The sequence below is a fragment of the Rathayibacter sp. AC182 genome (genome assembly GCF_979253875.1).
This window is the reverse complement of record NZ_CEEDEK010000003.1, coordinates 261,431-282,637: the sequence shown is the minus strand read 5'-3', so window position 1 is coordinate 282,637 and position 21,207 is coordinate 261,431. Positions and strand designations below refer to the sequence as shown.

The window sequence follows — 21,207 nt, the reverse complement described above, 5'->3', positions numbered from 1 at the left end:
GGAGCGCGACGTGCGCCGCGGGCCGAGGCGCACGGCTCGGCGATCCGGCGCGAGGAGGGGTATCCCGAGGGAGGGAGCCTGCTCGAGCAGGCGCCAGAGCAGCGGGCTCTCGTAGTCGTCGAGGTGGATCCAGTCGGGGTCCTGCCCGAGGTGCACGGTCCGCGTCGCACGGTGCAGAGCGGCGAACTCCGCGAACCAGCGCTGGTGGGCCGGATCGAGCGAGAGGCGGTGCGTCCGGAAGTTCAGCGACTTCCAGGTGAGCGTCGAGCGGTTCTAGGCTCCGCCGCGCCCCGGGACGACGGGACGCGTGGCGAGCCGGTGGTCGTCGCGGGCGGCGGTGTCGTAGTCCTTCGGTCCGACCCGCTCGCTCGTCGGCGCGCGCCACGGATCGTCGGCGCGACGCACGAGACGACGCAGCTCGAACTGCAGCCCGATCGGAGTGAGCGGCCCGGCGACGGCCTCGGCCGCTGCTCCGAGCCGCTGAGCTCGCCGAGACGGGCGCGCCAGGCGGACGGGAGCGGTTCGGGGCACGGCCCCATGCCCCGGCCCTCCGACACGCTGCGCCGGTCCCCCGCAGGACGGCGGCGGCGAGGAGAATCGTCGCATGACCACGACTCCCCAGCCCCGTCCGCCTCGAGATCGGGAGTGACGAGCTCCGCGTCTCCGTCACCACGGCCGGAGCCGAGCTCACCTCGCTGCGCGACGCCGCCGGGCTCGAGTACCTCTGGCAGGCGGGCCCGGGTGGCGGCGGCACGCGCCGTCCTGTTCCCGATCATCGGCCGCCTGCCCGACGACACCCTCCACCACGACGGCGTCTCCTACCCGATGGGTCAGCACGGCTTCGCCCGCGATCGGGTGTTCGAGCTCGCGGGCGGCTCGGGCGACGAGGCCGTGTTCCGACTGCGCAGTGACGCCGCGACCCGCGAGGTCTCCCGTTCGACTGGACTCGCTCGTCGCCTACGCCGTCACCGGATCGACGCTGCGCATCACGCAGACCGTCGAGAACCGCGGAACCGGGCCGCTGGGCGCGTCGGTGGGCAACCACCCGGCGTTCGCGCTGCCGCTCCCGGGCGGGAGCGGCGAGCACCGCATCCGCTTCGCCGAGGAGGAGCCCGAGGGCTTCCGCCGCGCGCCCGGGGAACCTGCTCGCGGACCCGCGCTTCCCCTCGCCGCTCGAGGACGGCGCCTCTCGTCGTCGACGACGCCTGGTTCGAGGAGGATGCGATGATCTTCGACACGCCGAAGCGCCGCGTGGTGACCCTCGGGCCGACGGAGCCCGCTCGATCACCGTCGACGCGGGTGACTTCGACGTCGTCGGCGTCTGGAAGCCGGTCGGCGCCCGTTCGTCTGCATCGAGCCCTGGCGCAGCATCCCCACCCCGGCCGGGCTGGGACGGCGACATCGTCGACAAGCCCGGGCAGTTCGTGCTGGCACCGGGCGAGCAGCGGGCCTTCTCCTACAGCATCGCGCTCAGCTGAAGGTCCTCGCGCTGCAGCTGCGCGTCGAGGAGCTCGAAACGGCGGATGATCAGCCCCTCGCGGGTGGCCCACGGGCAGATCACCGAGCTTCTCGACGCCGAGCGCGTCCATGGCGGCCTCGGCCACCAGGGCGCCGGCGAGCAGCTGCGGCGCGCGGAGGAGGAGACGCCGGGCAGCGCGGAGCGGTCGGCCGCGCTGATCGCCGCCAGTCGCGAGCTCAGAGCCGCAGGTCGACGAGGTGCAGCTCGCGGCGCACCAGGAGCCCGCGGCGCTCGGAGCGGCGCCGGTGATGCGCGCGAGCGGGCGGAACGTCTTCGACGTGCCGGCCACCAGATCGGGACGGCCCAGCGCGAGGAACGCGCGGGCGGGGTCGCACAGATCACGGGCGTGCCGTCGTGCGGCCTTGACGCTCACGGCCGACGGCAGGGTCGCCCTGCAGCAGGTCGCGCGTCACGCGTCCCGCGCCCAGCGGCACCGAGACGGCCAGCTCCGGCACCTCGTCCACGCCCATCGACAGCTCGAACGAGCCGCCGCCGATGTCGAGATCGAGGATCGAGCCCGGCGCCCCAGCCGAACCAGCGACGCACGGCCAGGAAGGTGGCCGACGCCTCCGCCTCTCCGCCGAGCTCCTGAGGTGCACGCCGGTCTCGTCGCGGACGCGGGCGAGGACCTCCGCGCCGTTGCCCGCCTCGCGGATCGCCGAGGTCGCGAACGCGAGGACGTCCTCGGCGCGGTGCTCGCGAGCGACGTCGCGCGCCTCCGCGACGAACGAGATCAGCTCGCGCTGACCCTCCTCGGTGATGTCTCCTGCGGCGTCGAGGTACGCGACTAGCGCGAGGCTGCGCTTGTGCGAGCGGTACGGGACGGGGCGGGCTCCGGGATGAGCGTCGACGAGGAGCAGGTGGACGGTGTTGGAGCCGATGTCGAGCACGCCGAGTCCGCATGCGCCCACGGTAGCGCGGTGGCGACAGCGCTCCGGACACGCGGCCACGCCCCGGACGCCCGCCTGACGCGCCGGAGGGCCGCGGCTGCCGCCGCTCTGCGACCGTTCGGCACCCACGGAGTCGTCCGCAACCGAGGTCGAGAGCCCGCGGGGTCCGCTTGCGGCCTCGGGAGCCGTTCCCGCCCTCGGTTCCGAACGCGACGGAGCAGAGGCGAGCAACGCCGACCCGAGCCCTCCCGCCTCCCTCGGGCGGAGCGATCACCAGCCCGCCCGCGCCAGCGGCAATCCCGACACCGCGGACGCGGGCCTCGATACGGCGCTGCGCGCCTCCTCGACCAGCGAGAGGCGGGGCGAACTCGTGGTCCAGACCCTGCGCCTTCGACCAGAGAGGTCGCCGTCGGAGTTCCTGCTCCCGCAGGGGAGCGGACGACCAGCCTGGCCCTCCGAGGGTCACCGGCGATCCGCGTGCGAGCGGATCGTCGCACCCGGAACGCGACCCGCTCCTCTCCGCGCAACCCTCTGCGGAAGCCGACCGCGCGACGTCCGACGAGGAACGAGGAGAACGTCGAAAAGGTGGCACGGGTCACCGGCGATCCGCGTGCGAGCGGATCGTCGTACCGGAACGCGACCCGCTCCTCCCCCGGCGCCCATGCGCGGTAGCCGACCGCGCGACGATCGACGAGGAACGAGGAGAACGCCGAAGGGCCCGGTCGCGAAGCGACCGGGCCCTTCAGGCTCAGTGGTCCCAGTTCTCCACGGGCTCCACCGAGCTGGAGGAGCCGACGACGTGCACGCGCATGTCGTTCGTGGCGCCGGCACGCCCGGGGGCGATCCGGAGACGACGACGACCGTCTCGCCCGGCTTGGCGAGGCCCTTGTTCAGGAGCACGGCGTCGACCTGCGCGAAGCATCGCGTCGGTGTGGTTCACGCGCGGGGTCACGAAGGACTGGACGCCCCAGTTCAGCGCCATGCGGCGTCGGACCGCCGGCTCCGGCGTGAAGCCGATGATGGGGATGCCGTGGCGCAGGCAGGTCATGCGGCGCACGGAGTCGCCCGACTCGGTGAACACGCAGAGGAACTTCGCCTCGACGAACTCGGCGACCTCGGCGGCGGCCAGCGTGACGGATCCGCCCTGGGTGCGCGGCTTGCTGCCGAGCGGGGATCCGCTCCAGGCCGTGCTCCTCGGTCGACTCGACGATGCGCGCCATGGTCTGGACGGTGACGACCGGCCAGGCTCCGACGCTGGTCTCGCCCGAGAGCATGACCGCGTCGGCACCGTCGAGGATCGCGTTCGCGACGTCCGAGGCCTCGGCGCGGGTGGGGCGCGGGCTCTCGATCATCGACCGAGCATCTGGGTCGCGACGATGACCGGCTTGGCCCAGCGGGCGCGCGAGCTCGACGGCGTGCTTCTGCACGATCGGGACCGCCTCAGGGGCAGCTCGACGCCCAGGTCGCCGCGGGCGACCATGATGCCGTCGAAGACGTCGATGATCTCCTGCAGGTTGTCGACCGCCTGCGGCTTCTCGATCTTGGCGATGACGGGAGCCTTGCGGCCCTCCTCCGCCATGATCTCGTGCACGCGGGTGATGTCGCTGGCGTTGCGGACGAAGGACAGCGCGATGATGTCGTCCCAGGCGGATCGCCCAGCGGAGGTCGTCCTCGTCCTTCTGCGACAGCGCCGGGGACGTTCACCGCGACGCCGGGCAGGTTGATGCCCTTGTTGTTCGAGACGTTGCCGGGGACGACGACCTCGGTGACGACGCGGGGGCCCTCGCGCCGTGACGCGGACCGCGGACCTTGCCGTCGTCGATGAGGAGCATGTCGCCCGGGTTCACGTCATCGGGCAGGCCCTTGAACAGTGGTGCCCAGAGCTCCCTTGGTGCCCACGACGTCCTCGGTCGTGATGGTGAAGACGTCACCCTCGGCGAGGGCGTACGGGCCGCCCTCGAACTTGCCGAGGCGGATCTTCGGGCCCTGGAGGTCGACCAGGATCGCGACCGCGCGTCCGGCGTCGTCGGCCGCCTTTCGGACGATGCGGTAGATGCCCTCGTGGACGTCGTAGCTGCCGTGGCTGAGGTTCATGCGGGCCACGTCCACGCCGGCGTCGATGATCGCACGAATGGTCTCGTACGACGACGTTGCCGGGCCGAGGGTGGCGACGATTTCGTCGTCTCATTGAGGGGGTGCTCCGTTGTTCTGCGCCCGGAGGCGCGTCGTTAGCGGGGAGGGTGAGCAGGGATTGCCAGCGCGAGACTATCGCCTCGGCGCGACTAGAGGGTGAAGCCGCGGTCGTTCGGGCCGACGGGCGCGGGGAGCTGCGTGGTGCCCTCGAGGTAGCGGTCGACCTCGGCCGCGACGGAGCGGCCCTCGGCGATCGCCCACACGATGAGGGACTGGCCGCGGCCCGCGTCTCCGGCGACGAACACGCCGGGGGCGGTCGTCTCGAAGTTGGCGCCGCGGTCGACGTTGCCGCGGTCCGTGAACGGCACGGCGAGCTGACCTGCCAGGCGGTCCGACTCGAGGCCGGTGAAGCCCAGGGCCAGCAGGACCAGGTCGGCCGGGATCTCGCGCTCGGTGCCGCTCTTGGGGACGCGGCGCCCGTCGAGGTGCTCGGTCTCGGCGACGCGCACCGCGCGCACCTCGCCGACCTCGTTCGAGAGGAACTCCACGGTGGAGGCGAGGAACATCCGCTCGCCGCCCTCCTCGTGGGCGCTCGAGACCTCGAACACGGTCGGGTCCATCGGCCAGGGCTGGCTGTCCGGTCGCTCCGACGGCGGCTGCTTGCCGATCGCCAGGTTGGTGACGGACGCGGCCTTCTGGCGGTGCGCGGTGCCGATGCGGTCGGCTCCGGTGTCGCCGCCGCCGAGGACCACGACGTGCTTGCCCTCCGCGCTGATCTGCTCGAAGACGGTGTCGCCCGCGAGCACGCGGTTGGACTGCACGAGGTACTCCATGGCGAAGTGCACGCCCGAGAGGTCGCGGCCCGGGATCGGCAGGTCGCGCGGCACGAGGGCACCGGTCGCGACCACGGCGGCGTCGTAGCGCGCGCGGAGATCGTCCCAGGTGATGTCCTGACCGATGTCGACGCCCGCGCGGAAGCGGGTGCCCTCGGCCTTCATCTGGTTCAGCCGCAGCTCGAGGTGCTTCTTCTCCATCTTGAAGTCCGGGATGCCGTAGCGCAGGAGTCCGCCGATGCGGTCGTCGCGCTCGTACACCGGCGACGGTGTGCCCGGCGCGGGTGAGCTGCTGCGCGGCCGCGAGGCCGGCGGGCCCAGAGCCGACGACCGCCACCGTCTTGCCGGTGAGGCGCTCGGGCAGGTGCGGCTGCACCCGGTCGTTGCCGAAGGCCTGGTCGATGATCGAGACCTCGATCTGCTTGATCGTGACCGCGGGCTGGTTGATGCCGAGCACGCACGACGACTCGCACGGAGCCGGGCAGAGCCGGCCGGTGAACTCCGGGAAGTTGTTGGTCGCGTGCAGTCGCTCGATGGCCTGGCGGCCCTCGCCGCGCCACATCAGGTCGTTCCACTCCGGGATCAGGTTCCCGAGCGGGCAGCCTTGTGGCAGAACGGGATGCCGCAGTCCATGCAGCGTCCGGCCTGGCGTCGCAGCACGGCGGAATCGCCCTGCTCGTACACCTCTTTCCAGTCCATCAGCCGCACGGACACCGGGCGCCGCTTGGGCAGCTCCCGGTCCTGCCACCTTCAGGAACCCCTTGGGATCAGCCACCGGTCACCTCCAGAATCCGTCCCCAGACGACGTCGCCGTCGGGGTCGAGCCCCTCTTCGACAGCGGATGCACCGCGTCGCGAGCACCGCGGCGAAGTCGCGGGGCAGTACCTTGACGAAACGCGAGACGGTTCCGTCGAAATCGTCGAGCATGCCCTGGGCCAGGGTGGACTCGGTCTCGGCGACGTGGCGCTCGAGAAGGTCGCGGAGCATCTCGACATCGGCGCTGTCGAGCGCCGAGAGCGTGAGCTCCCAGGGCGAGGGCGTCGCGGTTGACGAGCTCGCGCTGGAGCCCGTGCACGTAGGCCGTGCCACCGGACATGCCCGCGCCGAGGTTCCGACCCGTGTCGCCGAGGATCACGGCGCAGGCCGCCGGTCATGTACTCGAGCGCGTGGTCGCCCACGCCCTCGACGACCGCCGTCGCGCCGGAGTTGCGGACGAGGAACCGCTCGCCGACCATGCCGCGGATGAACATCGTGCCCTGGGTCGCCCCGTAGCCGATGACGTTGCCCGCGATCACGTTGGTCGAGGCGTCGAAGGTGCTGCGGCGGTCGGGCCGCACCACGATCTGGCCGCCCGAGAGGCCCTTGCCGACGTAGTCGTTCGAGGTCGCCCTCGAGCCGCAGGGTGATGCCCGCGGGGAGGAAGGCGCCGAGAGACTGCCCGGCGGAGCCGCGCAGCGACTACGACGATGGAGTCGGCCGGCAGGCCGTTCTCGCCGTAGCGCACCGTGACCTCGTGACCGAGCATGGTGCCGACCGCGCGCTCGGTGTTCTTGATCTCGCGCTCGATCCTGACGGTGCCTCGGTGATCGAGCACGTTCGCCGCGAGGCGGATGAGCTCGTTGTCGAAGTGCTTCTCGGGCTCGTGCTCCTGGGCGCGGCCGTGGCGGCGCGGCTCCTCGGCCGTGAAGACGGGGCCGACGAGGATCGGCGTGAGGTCCAGGCCGCTCGCCTTCCAGTGCTCGATCGCCTGGTTGACGTCGAGCAGCTCGCGGTAGGCCGACGATCTCGTCGATGCTGCGGTAGCCGAGCTGCGAGAGGTACTCGCGCACCTCCTGGGCGATGAACTCGAAGAAGTTGACGACGAACTCCGGCTTGCCCGAGAAGCGCTTGCGCAGCTCCGGGTTCTGCGTGGCGACGCCGACGGGGCAGGTGTCGAGGTGGCAGACGCGCATCATGATGCAGCCCTCGACGATCAGCGGAGCAGGTCGCGAAGCCGAACTCCTCGGCTCCGAGCAGCGCGCCGATCACGACGTCGCGGCCGGTCTTCATCTGACCGTCGACCTGCACCACGACGCGGTCGCGCATGCCGTTGAGCATGAGCGTCTGCTGCGTCTCGGCGAGACCGAGCTCCCACGGCGCGCCCGCGTGCTTGAGCGAGTTGACCGGGCTCGCGCCCGTGCCGCCGTCGTGGCCCGAGACGAGGATGACGTCGGCCAGGGCCTTCGCCGTTCCTGCCGCGACCGCGCCGATGCCGGACTGGCTGACCAGCTTGGCGTGGATGCGGGCGGAGGGGTTGGCGCGCTTGAGGTCGAAGATCAGCTGCTTGAGGTCCTCGATCGAGTAGATGTCGTGGTGCGGCGGCGGCGAGATGAGGCCGACGCCGGCGGTCGCGTGACGGGTGCGCGCGATCCACGGAGTACACCTTGGTCGGCGGCAGCTGACCGCCCTCGCCGGGCTTCGCGCCCTGGGCGAGCTTGATCTGGATGTCGTCGGCGTGGGTGAGGTACATGCTCGTGACGCCGAAGCGGCCCGAGGCGACCTGCTTGATCGCGGAACGGCGCTCGGGGTCGAGCAGTCGCTCCGTGTCCTCGCCGCCCTCGCCGGTGTTCGACTTGGCGCCGAGGCGGTTCATCGCGATGGCGAGCGTCTCGTGCGCTTCCGGCGAGATGGAGCCGTAGCTCATCGCACCGGTCGAGGCGCCGACGATCGACTCGACCGGCTCGACCTCGTCGATCGGCACGGGCGTCCGCCCCTCGGTGTCGAGGGTGAACATGCCGCGCAGGGTCATGAGCGAGCTCGCCTGGTCGTCGACCATCTTCGTGTACTCGCGGAACACGTCGTAGCGGCGGTTGCGCGTGGAGTGCTGCAGTCGGAAGACGGTGTCGGGGTTGAAGAGGTGCGGGGCGCCGTCGCGGCGCCGCTGGTACTCGCCGCCGACCGCGAGGCGCTCGTGGGCGACGACCGCGCCGTCCTCGGGGTACGCGGCGCGGTGGCGCGCGGCGTTCTCCTCGGCGACGACGTCGATCCCGATGCCGCCGAGCTTCGAGACGGTTCCGGTGAAGTACTGGTCGACGAAGGCCTGGCTGAGGCCGACGGCCTCGAAGGTCTGCGCTCCGGCGTAGCTCGACACCGTCGAGATGCCCATCTTGGACATGATCTTCAGCACGCCCTTGCCGAGCGCCTTGATCACGTTCTTGACGGCCTTCTCGGGCGAGATGTCCGAGAGCATGCCGCTGCTGAGCTGCTCGCAGGTCTCCATGGCGAGGTACGGGTTGACGGCGGACGCACCGTAGCCGATCAGGGTCGCGACGTGGTGCACCTCGCGGACGTCGCCGGCCTCGACGACCAGCCCGACGCGCATCCGGTTCTCGGTGCGGATCAGGTGGTGGTGCACGGCCGCGAGCATCAGCAGGGACGGGATCGGAGCGAGGTCCTTCGTGGAGTCGCGGTCCGACAGCACGAGGAACTGCGCACCGGCCGCGATCGCCTCGTCGGCCTCGCTGCACATCTCGTCGATGCGGTCCTGCATGGCGCGGGGACCGGCGTCGACGCGGTAGAGGCCGCGGATCGTCGTGGTGATGTGGCTGAGCGGACGCGGAGCGATGTGCTGGATCTTGGCCAGCTCGTCGTTGTCGATCACCGGGAAGTCGAGGACGACCTGACGGGCGTGCTCGGCCCCGGCCGACAGCAGGTTGCGCTCCGGGCCGAGCCCGAGGCGCAGCGACGTGACGACCTCCTCGCGGATGGAGTCGAGTGGCGGGTTGGTGACCTGCGCGAACGCCTGGGTGAAGTAGTCGAACAGCAGACGGGGGCGCTTGGACAGTACGGCGACAGGCGTGTCGGAGCCCATCGCTCCGAGCGGCTCGGCGCCGGCCTTCGCCATCGGCAGCAGGAGGAGGCGGACCTCTCCTCGGTGTAGCCGAACGTGCGCTGACGGCGGTTGACGGACGCCGGCGTGTGCACGATGTAGCTCGCGCTCGGGCAGGTCCTTGAGGTTGATCCGGCCCTTGTCGAGCCACTCCTCGAAGGGACCGGACTCGGCGAGCTGCCCCTTGATCTCCTCGTCCTCGACGATGCGGCCCTGCTCGGTGTCGACCAGGAACATGCGTCCGGGCTGGAGGCGGCCCTTGCGGACCACCTTCGCGGGGTCGATGTCGAGCACGCCGATCTCGCTCGCGAGCACGACGAGGCCGTCGTCGGTCACGACGTAGCGTCCCGGACGGAGTCCGTTGCGGTCGAGGGTGGCGCCGACGAGCTCGCCGTCGGTGAAGACGATGGCGGCGGGGCCGTCCCACGGCTCCATGAGCATCGAGTGGTACTCGTAGAACGCGCGGCGCTTCTGGTCGATCGCGGCGGCCTGGTTCTCCCACGCCTCCGGCACCATCATCATGATCGCGTGCGGCAGCGAGCGGCCGGCGAGGTTCAGCAGCTCCACGGTCTCGTCGAACGAGGCGGAGTCGCTGCGCCCGGGAGGAGACGATCGGGAACAGCGGCGAGAGGTCGCCGAGCTCCTTGCTCTTCAGCTGGGACTGGCGTGCGCGCATCCAGTTGCGGTTGCCCTGCACCGTGTTGATCTCGCCGTTGTGCGCGATCATCCGGAACGGCTGCGCGAGCGGCCACGACGGGAAGGTGTTGGTCGAGGTAGCGCGAGTGCACGAGCGCGAGCTTCGAGGTGAAGCGCTCGTCCTGGAGGTCCGGGTAGAACGGCTCGAGCTGGAGCGTCGTCACCATGCCCTTGTAGACGAGCGTGCGGCTCGAGAGCGACATGAAGTACACCTCGAGCTCGCGCTCGACGCGCTTGCGCAGGCGGAAGGTCAGCCGATCCAGGCGCACCGAGGAGAGCGGGGTCCCGGTCTCGTCGGTGAGGTCGCTGCGCACGTAGAGCTGCTCGATCGCGGGCATCGCCGCGCGGGCGAAGGTGCCGATCTCGTCCGGCTGCACCGGGACGGACCGCCACCCCACGACGGTGAGGCTCTCCTCGCGGGCGATGTCGGCGATCGTCGACTTGACGCGCTCGCGCTCGAACACGTCGACCGGGAGGAACGCGTTGCCGACGGCGTACTGGCCGAGCGGCGGCAGCTCGAAGGCCGCGACCGCACGGAGGAAGTCGTCCGGGATCTGCGTGATGATGCCGGCGCCGTCCCCGGTGCCCGCATCGGAGCCGACCGCGCCGCGGTGCTCGAGGTTGCGCAGGGCGTCGAGGGCCGCGTCGATGATGTCGTGCCCGGCGGTGCCGCGCATGGTGGCGACCATCGCGAGACCGCAGGCGTCCTTCTCGGCCGCAGGGTCGTACATGCCCTGGGCCGGGCGGAGTGCCGAGGAACGGCACGACGGGGACGCGGGGCGAGGGCTGGGCGGGTGCCATGTCAGGAACCGTCCTCACGAGAGTTGTGGCGGATGGGGACGTCGCTGGCCCCGAGGTGGTGATGGAGGGTCGGCTCCCCGATCGGGAGGGCCGTGTCGTGGGGGTCACGCGCCGTCGGCGTGACCGCACGGACGACACGCGGCAGCGCTTGTGGCTGAGCCGTGGAGTGCGATCGTGCGGTTGTCGGGCACCGGATCATCGGCCGCGGGAGTCCCGCGGCCTCCGTCAGGTGCGGGAGACCGTCGGCTTCTCGGCGTCGGCGCCGGAAGCGGCAGTGGTGGGTGCGTGCGAGTCGGACTCGACGTCCTCGAATTCTACCGCAGCCTCGGCCGGCTCTCCACTCCTTGCCGGGGCGGTAGGCGGACGGTTCCGCGCCGGTGTGCTCGCGCTTCTGCACGATCACGAGGACAAGGCCGATCACGACGGCGAGCAGCGCGGCCCAGACGTTCGTCCGGATGCCCCAGAAGACCTCGCTCGGGTCGACGCGGATCGACTCGAACCAGACGCGGCCGACGCCGTACCAGATGAGGTAGGCGGCGAAGACGGTGCCCCACTGCAGCTTCAGGCGGCGCTCGAGCAGCAGGATCACCGCGATGCCGACGACGTTCCAGAGGATCTCGTAGAGGAAGGTCGGGTGGAACAGCGTGCCCTCGGGCAGCCCGACCGGGTACGCGGGGTTCGAGGTCGGGACCCTCGGGCCCCAGGGCAGCGTCGTGGGCAGTCCGTAGAGCTCCACGTTGAACCAGTTGCCGAGGCGGCCGAGGGCCTGGGCGGCGAGCATGCCGGGCGCGAGGGCGTCCGCGAAGGTCCAGAAACGCACCCCGGTCCACCGGCAGCCGATCCAGGCGCCGACGGCACCGCCGATCAGCCCGCCGAAGATGGCGTTGCCGCCCTCCCAGATGTAGAGCGTGCGCAGATCCGCGCCGTCGTAGAAGTAGTCGCCCGGGTGGGTGAGCACGTGGTAGATCCGCGCCCCCACGATGCCCAGCGGGACCGCCCAGATGATGATGTCGAGCACGACCCACGGCTCGGCGCCGCGGCACTTCAGTCGTGCGTTCGTCATGATCGTCGCGACGACGATGCCGGCGAGGATGCACAGCGCGTAGGTGTGGATCGAGAAGGTCCGGTCGAAGAGCGTGAAGTCGTACTGACTCCACGCCTCGGGCGGGCTCGGGATGCTCAGCGGTACGGACACCGGTACGTCGACCTTTCGAACGGAGGGGTTCCCCGGGCACGACGACGTCGCGCCCCGACGGGCACTGCGATTGTAGTGGGAGCCGTCAGGCGCGCAGGCGCGTGCCGTCGGCCAGACCGCGTGCCGTCTCTGCCACGGCGTCGACTCCTCCGGACGCGAGAGCGCGCACCAGGGCGGAGCCGACGATGGCGCCGTCGGCGTAGGCGAGGATCTCGGCGACCTGCTCCCCGTCGAGATGCCCAGGCCGACGCAGGCGCTCTCCGGACCCGGCGGAGCGGAGGCGGTCGACGAGCGTCCGAGCGGCCGGTGTCGACGTCGGTGCGCGCTCCCGTGATGCCCATGGTGGACACCGCGTAGACGAAGCCCCGGCTCGAGGAGACGGCCTGGCGCAGGCGCTCGTCGGTCGAGGACGGTGCGGCCAGGAACACCCGGTCCAGGCCCAGGCGCTCGGAGACGGCGATCCACTCCGCGCCCTCGTCGGGGATGAGGTCGGGGGTGATGAGACCCGACCCGCCCGCCTCGGCGAGGTCGGTCGCGAAGCGCTCCACCCCGTACTGCAGCACGGGGTTGTAGTAGGTCATGACCAGCACGGGCACGTCGACGCGGGAGCGGATCTCGCGCACGGCCTCGAAGCCGTGACGCAGCTTGAAGCCGCCGGCGATCGCGGTCTGCGTCGCCTGCTGGATCACCGGACCGTCCATGACGGGGTCGGAGTAGGGCAGTCCGAGCTCGATCGCGTCGACGCCGTTCTCGGCCATGGCGACCGCGGCGTCGATGCTCGTCGCGAGGTCGGGGAAGCCCACGGGGAGGTACCCGATGAGGGCCCCTGCGGCCTCGGTGTTGCGCCGGCGGACGGTCTCGGCGACGCTGGGCCCCACTCCGCTCACGACTGCACCGCTCGCTGGTCCATCAGGCCGAAGTAGTGCGCGGCCGTCGTCATGTCCTTGTCGCCGCGTCCCGACAGGTTGACGAGGATCGTCGCCTCCGGCCCCAGCTCTCGCCCGAGCACCAGCGTGCCGGCGAGGGCGTGCGCGGACTCGATCGCGGGGATGATGCCCTCGGTGCGGCTGAGGAGCTTGAGCGCGTCCATGGCCTCGCCGTCGGTCACGGCGCGGTAGTCGGCGCGGCCGATGCTCGCGAGCCAGGCGTGCTCGGGTCCGACACCGGGGTAGTCCAGGCCTGCCGAGATGGAGTGCGACTCGACGGTCTGCCCGTCCTCGTCCTGCAGGAGGAAGCTGCGCGCGCCGTGCAGGACGCCGGGACAGCCCTTGCTGATCGTCGCCGCGTGGCGCGGGGTGTCGATGCCGTCGCCGCCGGCCTCGAAGCCGACGGAGTCGGACCTCGGGGTCGTCGAGGAACGCGTGGAAGATGCCCATGGCGTTCGAGCCGCCGCCCACGCAGGCCGTGACGGCCGTGGGGAGCGATCCGGTGAGCTCGAGGACCTGCTCGCGCGCCTCCTCGCCGATGATCTTCTGGAAGTCGCGCACGAGGGCGGGGAACGGGTGCGGACCCGCGACCGTGCCGAAGATGTAGTTGGTCGATTCGACGTTCGTCACCCAGTCGCGCATGGCGTCGTTGATCGCGTCCTTGAGGGTGCGCGATCCGGTCGTCACCGAGACGACCTCGGCGCCGAGCAGTCGCATGCGGGCGACGTTGAGCGCCTGGCGCTCGGTGTCGACCTCGCCCATGTAGACGACGCACTCGAGGCCGAAGAGGGCCGCGGCCGTGGCCGTCGCGACGCCGTGCTGGCCCGCTCCGGTCTCGGCGATCACGCGGGTCTTGCCGATGCGCTTGGTCAGGGCGCCTGGCCGAGCACGTTGTTGATCTTGTGCGAGCCGGTGTGGTTGAGGTCCTCGCGCTTGAGGATGATGCGCGCACCGCCGGCGTGCGCCGCGAAGCGAGGCACCTCGGTGATGATCGAGGGCCGGCCCGTGTAGCTGCGGTGCAGCTCCATGAGCTCCGCATGGAACTCGGGGTCGATCTTCGTGCGCTCGTACTCGGCGCTCAGCTCATCGAGCGCCTCCACGAGGGATTCGGGGACGTAGCGACCGCCGAAGTCGCCGAAGTAGGGGCCGAGTTCGTCTCGGAGGGCCATGGCAGTACCGCCAGTCGGTGTCAGTGCGCCAGGAAGCTGGCGAGGGTGGAAACGGGGTCGCCGCCGGTGACGAGGGCTTCCCCGACGAGGACGACGTCGGCGCCGGAGCGCCTGTAGTGGGCCACGTCGTCGGCGGAGAGGACCGCCGATTCGGCGACCTTCACCGCGTCGGCGGGGAAGCGCTCGGAGAGGCGGCCGAAGAGGTCGCGGTCGAGCTCGAAGGTGGACAGGTCGCGGGCGTTCACGCCGATGAGACGGGCGCCGAGGGTCCGAGGCGCGCTCCCAGCTCGTCGGCCGAGTGGGTCTCGACCAGCGGGGTCATGCCGAGGTCGAGGATCAGGGCGTGGAGCTCGCTCAGGACGCTCTGCTCGAGCGCCGCGACGATGAGGAGCACGAGATCGGCTCCCGCCGCACGGGCCTCGAGCACCTGGTAGGGCTCGGCGATGAAGTCCTTGCGCAGGACGGGGATCGACACCTGCGCGCGGACCGACTCGAGATCGGCGAGCGACCCCTTGAAGCGGCGCTCCTCGGTGAGGACGCTGATCGCACTCGCTCCGCCCTGCTCGTACTGCGACGCCAGGGCTGCGGGGTCGGGGATCTCGGCGAGGGCGCCGCGGGACGGGCTCGACCGCTTCACCTCGGCGATGATCCGGACGCGCTCGCCCGGAGCCAGCGCGGCCAGGGCGTCGATCGCGGGAGCGCGCAGAGCGGCCCGCCGCTCGACCTCGGCGAGCGGGACGGTCTCGCGGCGCGTCGCCGCGTCGGCCAGAGCGCCGGCGGTCAGATCGGTGAGCACCTAGGCGCGCGCCTTCGGGTTGGCCTTGGAGCCGTTCACTCCGTAGCCGGCCTTGGCCATGCCCATGCCGACGAGGAGGCCGACGATCACGAGACCGGCGGAGAGCCAGACGACGAGCGGGACGTCGAACCAGAAGGCGATCGTGCCGATCGTGAACCCGACCAGCATGATGACGACGGCCGTCCACGCGGCCGGCGAGTGGCCGTGGCTGTCTTCGTCGTGCTCGGTGCTCATGGTTCTCCTCCTGGACGTGCATCGGGACCCCACGAGTCTAGCGGTTCGCGCCCGAGGGCTCCCCGCGCTCGGGGCGGGTCGTCAGCGTCCCGACGTGGGGTCGTCGCCCCGGGAGAGCTCGTCCCAGGAGACGACGGGATCGATCGTGCCGTCGTCCGTCTCGACGGTCGAGGCGCCGTGCCCGTAGCCGTCGGCGGGCTCGAAGCGGGAGACGCGCTTCTTCTTCCGCGCGTCCGGCCAGCGGCGGACGGTCGCGAGCACTCCGACGCCCAGCAGGGCCGTCAGGGCGCCCGCGACGAGAGCGACGACGGGCCACGCGGTCGCGGTCGACGATCCCACGAGGGCGGCCACCGACTGCTCGCCGGCGATGGCCGTCGCCTCCGTGACGACGGAGGAACCGGCGCGCACCGGGTCGCTGAGGGCCGTCGACGCCGCCAGGACCACGAAGGCGCCGAGCACGACCTGCAGGAGGCCGAGCACGATGCGGAACGCAGGGCCGGCGATGGCCAGGGCCGCAGCGAGCGCGAGACCGGCCAGCGCGAGCGCCGAGAGCGCGGGAGCCGCCACCGTGCCCGCGACGTCCAGACCGTCGGTCGCACCGGCGAGCGTCAGCACGAACCACGTCTGCGTCGAGGAGGTCAGCTCGAGCGCGGCCAGCAGGACGATCCCGAGGATCGCCCCGTACTTGAGCCGCCGAGCGCTCACGGCTCCTCGGAGGTGACGGCGTCGAGCGGGTCCACGTCGAAGCAGGAGTGCTCCCCCGTGTGGCAGGCGGCACCGATCTGCTCGACCTGCACGAGGAGCGCGTCGGCGTCGCAGTCGAGGGCCGCTCCGCGCACGTACTGGGCGTGGCCGGACGTGTCGCCCTTGCGCCAGTACTCCTGTCGTGAGCGCGACCAGAAGGTGACTCGGCCCTCGGTGAGCGTGCGGCGCAAGGCCTCGCGGTCCATCCAGCCCCATCATCAGCACCTCGCGGGTGTCGTGCTGCTGGATGATCGCGGGCAGCAGCCCGGCGGCGTCGAAGGTCGCGCGGTCGAGGACGGCGTCGAGCTCGGGATCGGTCATCGTCGGATCTCCAGGCCTGCGCCGTCGAGGGCGCGCTTCACGTCGCCGATGGTCATCTCGCGGTTGTGGAAGACCGAGGCCGCCAGCACGGCGTCGGCGCCCGCCTCGATCGCGGGCGCGAAGTGCTCGACGGCGCCGGCGCCTCCGGAGGCGATGACCGGCACCGAGCTGACCTCGCGCATCGCGGCGACCAGCTCCAGGTCGAAGCCCTGCTTGGTGCCGTCGGCGTCGATCGAGTTGACGAGCAGCTCGCCGGCCCCGCGCTCGACGGCTTCGGCCGCCCACGCGAGGGCGTCGACGGTGGTCTCGCGGCGACCGCCGTGGGTCGTGACGACGAACCCGGACGGCGTGGCGTCGCTCCGCTTGACGTCGAGCGAGAGGACGAGCACCTGCGCCCCGAAGACGTCGGCGATCTCGCCGACGAGCGCCGGGCGGGCGAGGGCGGCGGAGTTGACGCCCACCTTGTCGGCGCCGTGCGCGAGCAGGCGCGACACGTCGTCGACGCCGCGCACGCCGCCGCCGACCGTCAGCGGGATGAAGACCTGCTCGGCCGTCGCGCGGACCACGTCGTAGGTGGTGGAGCGGTCGTCGACCGTCGCGGTCACATCGAGGAAGGTCAGCTCGTCGGCGCCCTGCTCGAAGTAGAGCCGGGCGAGCTCGACCGGGTCGCCGGCATCGCGGAGGTTCTGGAAGTTGACGCCCTTGACGACGCGCCCGGCGGCGACGTCGAGGCACGGGATGACGCGGACGGCGAGGCTCATCGCTGCCGTCCCAGAGGCGCGCGGCGTGGATCGACGTGACCAGGATGGCGCGGGCGCCCAGGTCGTACAGGCGGTCCATCACCTGGTTCATGTCGGCGCGCGGTACCATCACGCGGACGGCGACCCAGTCGGCGTCGTGCAGCGGCGAGACGGTCGGCGACTCGAAGCCCGGTGCGATGTCCGTCGCGGCCTCGAGGAGGGCGACGGGCAGTCGTAGTCGAGCAGCACGTACTCGCGGGCGACCAGCACGCCCTGGAGGCGGCGCAGCAGGACGGGGATGCCCTCGGGCTCCCCCGCGGCCGAGACGAGCACGGCGGTGGAGTCGAGGATGACCGGGCCGAAGATCTCGAGTCCGGCCTTGCGGAGCGTGGTGCCGGTCTCGACGACGTCGGCGATCACGTCGGCCACTCCGAGCTGGATCGCGGACTCGACCGCTCCGTCCAGGCGGATGAGCGACACCTCGACTCCGTGCTCGCGGAGGAAGGACCCGACGAGGCCGGGGTAGCTCGTGGCGACGCGCAGGCCGTCGATCTCGGAGAGGTCCGTGTAGCGGCCCGCGGGGCCGGCGAAGCGGAAGGTCGAGTTCGCGAAGCCCAGGCTCGCGATCTCACGGGCCTCGGAGCCCGAGTCGATGAGCAGGTCGCGGCCCGTCACTCCGACGTCGAGGGCGCCCGAGCCGACGTAGGTCGCGATGTCGCGCGGCCGGAGGTAGAAGAACTCGACGCCGTTGCGCTCGTCGACGACGTGCAGCTCCTTGGGGTCGCGGCGGCCGGTGTAGCCGGCCTCGGCCAGCATCTGGCCGGCGGTCTCGGAGAGCGAACCCTTGTTGGGAACGGCGACGCGCAGGAGCGCGGGCGGGGTGGTGGTCACGGCAGGACGTCCTCTGGAGCTCGAGGGTGATTCGGTGAGCGGCGGTCTCGTCGTCGACACGGCGGTCGCGGACGCGCCTCGATGTGCGTGGGAGCGCGCGGCGACGGAGCGTCGGCGCACTCCGGCGATCGGAGGGAGGCTCACAGATGTCGGTAGACGTCGGCCGTCGTCAGGCCCTTCGCCAGCATCAGCACCTGGAGGTGGTACAGCAGCTGCGAGATCTCCTCGGCGGTGCGCTCGTCGCCCTCGTACTCGGCGGCCATCCAGACCTCGGCGGCCTCCTCGACGATCTTCTTGCCGATGAAGTGCACACCGGCGTCGAGCTCGCGGACCGTGCCCGACCCCTCGGGGCGCGCGGCGGCCTTCTCGCCCAGCTCAGCGAAGAGGTCGTCGAAAGTTTTCACCGGGGAAGTCTATACGCGCGGCGCCCGGGGCAGGATCAGTGGCGGTGCAGGATCGAGGACGCGGTGTCGCGGAGGGCGGCGATCGCCTTCTCGGGGTCGTCGGCGCCGAAGACGGCCGAACCGGCGACGAACGTGTCGGCGCCCGCCTCGGCGGCGATCTCGATGGTGCCGGGGGCGATCCCTCCGTCGACCTGGAGCCAGACGTCGAGCCCGGAGTCGCGGACGGCGTGGCGGAGCGCGTGCAGCTTGGGCATCGTCTCCTCCATGAAGGACTGGCCGCCGAAGCCGGGCTCGACCGTCATCACGAGCACCTGGTCGAACTCGGGCAGCAGCTCGAGGTACTCCTCGACGGCCGTCCCGGGCTTGAGGGCGATCCCCGCGCGCGAGCCGATGTCGCGGAGCCGGCGCGCCAGGGCCACGGCGTCGCGCACCGCCTCGGCGTGGAAGGTGACGGAGTAGGCGCCCGTCTCGGCGTACCCGGGCGCCCAGCGGTCCGGGTCCTCGATCATCAGGTGCACGTCGAGCGGGCGCGGCGTGACCTCCTGGAGGCGCTGCACCATGGGCAGCCCGAACGTGAGGTTCGGGACGAAGTGGTTGTCCATCACGTCGACGTGCACGAGATCGGCCGACGCGATCCGCTGCAGCTCGGCCTCGAAGTTGACGAAGTCGGCGGAGAGGATGCTGGGGTTGATCCGTGCGGGCATGCCGACCAGCCTAGGAGATCGCCCCGGCCGGATCCGCGCGCCGCAGCAGCTGGATGAACATGGCGTCGGTGCCGTGGCGGTGCGGCCAGAGCTGCACGTGGCGCGCCCCCTCCGGCAGATCGAGCTCGTCGAGCGTCACGCGCCGGAGGACCTCCGGGGTGTCCATCAGCTCGAGGCCGTCCCCGTAGCGCTCCTGGGCCAGAGCGAGGACCCGTCGCGTCTCGCCGAGGTGCGGCGAGCACGTGACGTAGGCGAGAACGCCGCCCGGGGCGAGCGCCTGGAGCGCCGAGTCGAGCAGCTCGCCCTGAAGGGACGCGAGCGGCTCCACGTCGGCCGCTGTCTTGCGCCAGCGCGCCTCCGGTCGTCGGCGCAGGGCTCCCAGCCCGGTGCAGGGGGCGTCGAGGAGGATCCGATCGAAGGCACCGGGCTGCTCGACGCCGAGATCACGGCCGTCGCCCGTGCGCACCTGGACGTCCGGGTCCACTGCGGCGAGGGCCTGGCGGACGAGACCCGCGCGGCCGGGCACGACCTCGTTCGCGAGGAGCGACGCGCCGCCCAGGCGCGCCTCGGCCGCGAGGAGGGCCGCCTTGCCGCCGGGGCCGGCGCAGAGGTCGAGCCAGCGCTCCCCCTCGCGGACCGGGAGTGCTCGCGACAGCGCCAGCGCCGCGAGCTGCGAGCCCTCGTCCTGCACCCGCACGCGCCCCTCGCGCACGGCGTCGACGGCCTCGGGGTCGCCTCCCGTGCTCACGAGGCCGACCGGGGACCAGCGGTCGGCGGCGGCATCGGGCACGTCCGCGGCGTCGGCGAGACCGGGGAGCGCGACGAGGTTCACCCGCGGAGCCGCGTTGTCGGCCGCGAGAAGAGCGTCCAGCTCGTCGGCGCGGCCCTCCGCCGCCAGAGCGCGGCGCAGCGCCTTGACGATCCAGAGCGGGTGGGAGCTGAGGGCCGCGATGCGGTCATCGGCCGAGACCGCCGCGGCTGAGACGCGCTCGCGCCACTCCTCGGCCGAGCCCCGCGAGACGCTCCGGAGCACGGCGTTGGCGAAGGAGACCGCCCCCCGGGACGCATCGGCGGCTACGAGGGCGACGCTCTCGTTCACCGCCGCGTGCGGAGCGACGCGGGTGCCGAGGAGCTGGTGCACGCCGAGGCGGAGGGCGTCGAGGACGGGCTCGTCGATCGACTCGATCGCCCGCCCGGCCGCGAGCACGATCACGCGGTCGTAGTAGCCGGACATGCGCAGCGTCCCGTAGCAGAGCTCGGTCGCGAGTCCGGCGTCGGCCGGCGGGAGTCTTGCGGCGCGGATCCGGCCGGGGAGGACGAGGTTGGCGTAGGCGTCCGACCCGCTGACGGCGCGCAGGACGTCGTACGCGACCCGGCGGGCGGGGGCGACCTCGCGACGGGCGCTCATCGCAGCACCGTGCTCTCGCGCAGGCCCCTGGCCCAGTCGGCGGCGGCCATCGGCTTCTTGCCCGCCGGCTGCACGGTGACGAGCTCGACGGCTCCGTCGCCGGTGCCCACGAGCGCGCGGCCCTGCTCCACGAGGACCGCGCCCGGCTCGAGCGCCGGCGCCTCCTCGACCGCGCGAGCCGCCAGCACCTTCAGCCGGGCGTCGCCGAGGGCGGTGGAGGCGCCCGGCTCCGGCGTCGTCCCGCGGATCAGTGCGAGGACGCGTCCGCTCGACGCGCTCCAGTCCAGGCGCCCGTCGGACACGTCGAGCTTGGGGGCGAGCGTCACCTCGCCGGACTGCGGCACGGACACGGCGGTCCCCGCGGCGATCGCGTCGACGACCTCGGTCGTGAGAGCGGCACCCGACGCCGCGAGGACCTCCAGCAGCTCCCCCGCCGTCCGGCCGCGCACCTCCTCGGCCAGCTCGGCGAACACGTCCCCGGCGTCGAGCTCGGCCACCAGCTGGAACACGCTCGCGCCGATCGTCTCCTCCCCCGCCATCAGGGCGCGCTGCACGGGAGCCGCTCCCCGCCAGCGCGGGAGGAGGGAGAAGTGCAGGTTGATCCAGCCGTGCGCCGGCACCGCGAGCAGTCGCGCGCGCACGAGTCCGCCGTACGCGACGATGACGCCGAGATCGGGCGAGAGGGCCTCGATCCGGTCGGTGACGACCTCGTCGAGGCGGTTCGCCTTGAGGACGGGCAGTCCGAGCTCCTCCGCAACGACGGCGACGGGAGAGGACGTGAGCACGCGCTTGCGGCCCACGGGGGCGTCCTCGCGGGTGACGACGGCGACCACCTCGTGGTCGGAGGCGGCGAGCGCCCGCAGGGTCGGGACGGCGGGGCCGGCGTGCCGGCGAAGACGAGGCGCACGGGGTGGGCTCCTGAGTGGCGGTGGTGC

14 protein-coding genes and 9 pseudogenes are annotated in these 21,207 nt (G+C 72.0%); 1 reads left to right on the top strand and 22 read right to left on the bottom strand.

The genetic code is table 11. From position 1 onward, the window contains the following. Positions 1-273 precede the first annotated feature (273 nt). Positions 274-531: a hypothetical protein gene (locus AC0CII_RS04385; RefSeq protein WP_465228741.1), complete on the bottom strand. Its 258-nt coding sequence runs from the start codon at positions 529-531 to the stop codon at positions 274-276. 376 nt (positions 532-907) lie between these two features. Here AC0CII_RS04385 and AC0CII_RS04380 point away from each other — a divergent pair, with 376 nt between their 5' ends. Then, positions 908-1,228, top strand: a complete 321-nt coding sequence (locus AC0CII_RS04380; protein WP_465228740.1) for a hypothetical protein — start codon at positions 908-910, stop codon at positions 1,226-1,228. Positions 1,229-1,456: 228 nt separating this feature from the next. Here the strand turns inward: AC0CII_RS04380 and AC0CII_RS04375 are convergent, their stop codons facing one another. From AC0CII_RS04375 to fmt, 21 genes and pseudogenes are all read right to left on the bottom strand, one after another. Continuing rightward, positions 1,457-1,861: a hypothetical protein gene (locus AC0CII_RS04375; RefSeq protein WP_465228739.1), complete on the bottom strand. Its 405-nt coding sequence runs from the start codon at positions 1,859-1,861 to the stop codon at positions 1,457-1,459. Continuing rightward, a complete protein-coding gene (locus AC0CII_RS04370; RefSeq protein WP_465228738.1) occupies positions 1,858-2,430 on the bottom strand; it encodes a Ppx/GppA phosphatase family protein in 573 nt (190 codons plus the stop codon). The genes AC0CII_RS04375 and AC0CII_RS04370 overlap by 4 nt, the downstream gene beginning before the upstream one ends. A 727-nt stretch (positions 2,431-3,157) precedes the next feature. Then, on the bottom strand, positions 3,158-3,490 hold the full coding sequence (locus AC0CII_RS04365; protein ID WP_465228737.1) for a pyruvate kinase alpha/beta domain-containing protein: 333 nt from the start codon (positions 3,488-3,490) through the stop codon (positions 3,158-3,160). Positions 3,491-3,695: 205 nt separating this feature from the next. Further along, a pseudogene (locus tag AC0CII_RS04360) lies at positions 3,696-3,988 on the bottom strand (pyruvate kinase); the annotation flags it as partial. Positions 3,989-4,109: 121 nt separating this feature from the next. Continuing rightward, on the bottom strand, positions 4,110-4,241 hold the full coding sequence (locus tag AC0CII_RS04355; RefSeq protein WP_465228736.1) for a hypothetical protein: 132 nt from the start codon (positions 4,239-4,241) through the stop codon (positions 4,110-4,112). A 16-nt stretch (positions 4,242-4,257) separates the two neighbouring features. Beyond that, the gene (locus AC0CII_RS04350; RefSeq protein WP_465229045.1) at positions 4,258-4,530 is read right to left on the bottom strand and encodes a pyruvate kinase; all 273 of its coding nucleotides are present in this window, start codon (positions 4,528-4,530) and stop codon (positions 4,258-4,260) included. 161 nt (positions 4,531-4,691) lie between these two features. Continuing rightward, a pseudogene (locus tag AC0CII_RS04345) lies at positions 4,692-6,150 on the bottom strand (glutamate synthase subunit beta). Next, positions 6,143-10,670 (bottom strand): annotated as a pseudogene (gene gltB, locus AC0CII_RS04340) (glutamate synthase large subunit). Before gltB ends, AC0CII_RS04345 begins: the two co-directional pseudogenes overlap by 8 nt. A 71-nt stretch (positions 10,671-10,741) precedes the next feature. Next, a complete protein-coding gene (lgt, locus tag AC0CII_RS04335) occupies positions 10,742-11,935 on the bottom strand; it encodes a prolipoprotein diacylglyceryl transferase (RefSeq protein WP_465228735.1) in 1,194 nt (397 codons plus the stop codon). 85 nt (positions 11,936-12,020) lie between these two features. Next, a pseudogene (trpA, locus tag AC0CII_RS04330) lies at positions 12,021-12,822 on the bottom strand (tryptophan synthase subunit alpha). Continuing rightward, positions 12,819-14,030: pseudogene (gene trpB / locus AC0CII_RS04325) on the bottom strand (tryptophan synthase subunit beta). The pseudogenes trpA and trpB overlap by 4 nt, the downstream one beginning before the upstream one ends. A gap of 20 nt (positions 14,031-14,050) precedes the next feature. Further along, a pseudogene (gene trpC / locus AC0CII_RS04320) lies at positions 14,051-14,826 on the bottom strand (indole-3-glycerol phosphate synthase TrpC). Then, on the bottom strand, positions 14,827-15,060 hold the full coding sequence (locus AC0CII_RS04315; protein ID WP_056867205.1) for a DUF6704 family protein: 234 nt from the start codon (positions 15,058-15,060) through the stop codon (positions 14,827-14,829). It abuts the pseudogene before it with no gap. A gap of 81 nt (positions 15,061-15,141) precedes the next feature. Beyond that, a complete protein-coding gene (locus tag AC0CII_RS04310; protein ID WP_465225905.1) occupies positions 15,142-15,765 on the bottom strand; it encodes a Trp biosynthesis-associated membrane protein in 624 nt (207 codons plus the stop codon). Then, a pseudogene (gene hisI / locus AC0CII_RS04305) lies at positions 15,762-16,125 on the bottom strand (phosphoribosyl-AMP cyclohydrolase). Before hisI ends, AC0CII_RS04310 begins: the two are co-directional and overlap by 4 nt. Further along, positions 16,122-16,886, bottom strand: a complete 765-nt coding sequence (hisF, locus tag AC0CII_RS04300) for an imidazole glycerol phosphate synthase subunit HisF (protein WP_465225906.1) — start codon at positions 16,884-16,886, stop codon at positions 16,122-16,124. Before hisF ends, hisI begins: the two are co-directional and overlap by 4 nt. A gap of 13 nt (positions 16,887-16,899) precedes the next feature. After that, positions 16,900-17,681, bottom strand: a pseudogene (hisG, locus tag AC0CII_RS04295) (ATP phosphoribosyltransferase); the annotation flags it as partial. Positions 17,682-17,896: 215 nt separating this feature from the next. Continuing rightward, positions 17,897-18,160, bottom strand: coding sequence for a phosphoribosyl-ATP diphosphatase (locus AC0CII_RS04290; protein WP_055791842.1), 264 nt, complete (start codon positions 18,158-18,160; stop codon positions 17,897-17,899). A 35-nt stretch (positions 18,161-18,195) separates the two neighbouring features. Further along, entirely contained in the window at positions 18,196-18,864 is a 669-nt protein-coding gene (rpe, locus tag AC0CII_RS04285; RefSeq protein WP_465225907.1) for a ribulose-phosphate 3-epimerase, read from the bottom strand. A gap of 10 nt (positions 18,865-18,874) precedes the next feature. Continuing rightward, positions 18,875-20,272, bottom strand: coding sequence for an RsmB/NOP family class I SAM-dependent RNA methyltransferase (locus AC0CII_RS04280; protein ID WP_465225908.1), 1,398 nt, complete (start codon positions 20,270-20,272; stop codon positions 18,875-18,877). Continuing rightward, a pseudogene (gene fmt, locus AC0CII_RS04275) lies at positions 20,269-21,179 on the bottom strand (methionyl-tRNA formyltransferase). Before fmt ends, AC0CII_RS04280 begins: the two are co-directional and overlap by 4 nt. Between the last annotated feature and the right edge of the window lie 28 nt (positions 21,180-21,207).

Bases quoted from the DNA above. Each gene is read 5' to 3' on its own strand.
- AC0CII_RS04355 (WP_465228736.1), bottom strand. From the start codon at position 4,241: ATGCTCCTCATCGACGACGGCAAGGTCCGCGGTCCGCGTCACGGCGCG.
- AC0CII_RS04315 (WP_056867205.1), bottom strand. From the start codon at position 15,060: ATGAGCACCGAGCACGACGAAGACAGCCACGGCCACTCGCCGGCCGCG.
- hisF (WP_465225906.1), bottom strand. From the start codon at position 16,886: ATGAGCCTCGCCGTCCGCGTCATCCCGTGCCTCGACGTCGCCGCCGGG.
- rpe (WP_465225907.1), bottom strand. From the start codon at position 18,864: ATGCCCGCACGGATCAACCCCAGCATCCTCTCCGCCGACTTCGTCAAC.
- AC0CII_RS04280 (WP_465225908.1), bottom strand. From the start codon at position 20,272: ATGAGCGCCCGTCGCGAGGTCGCCCCCGCCCGCCGGGTCGCGTACGAC.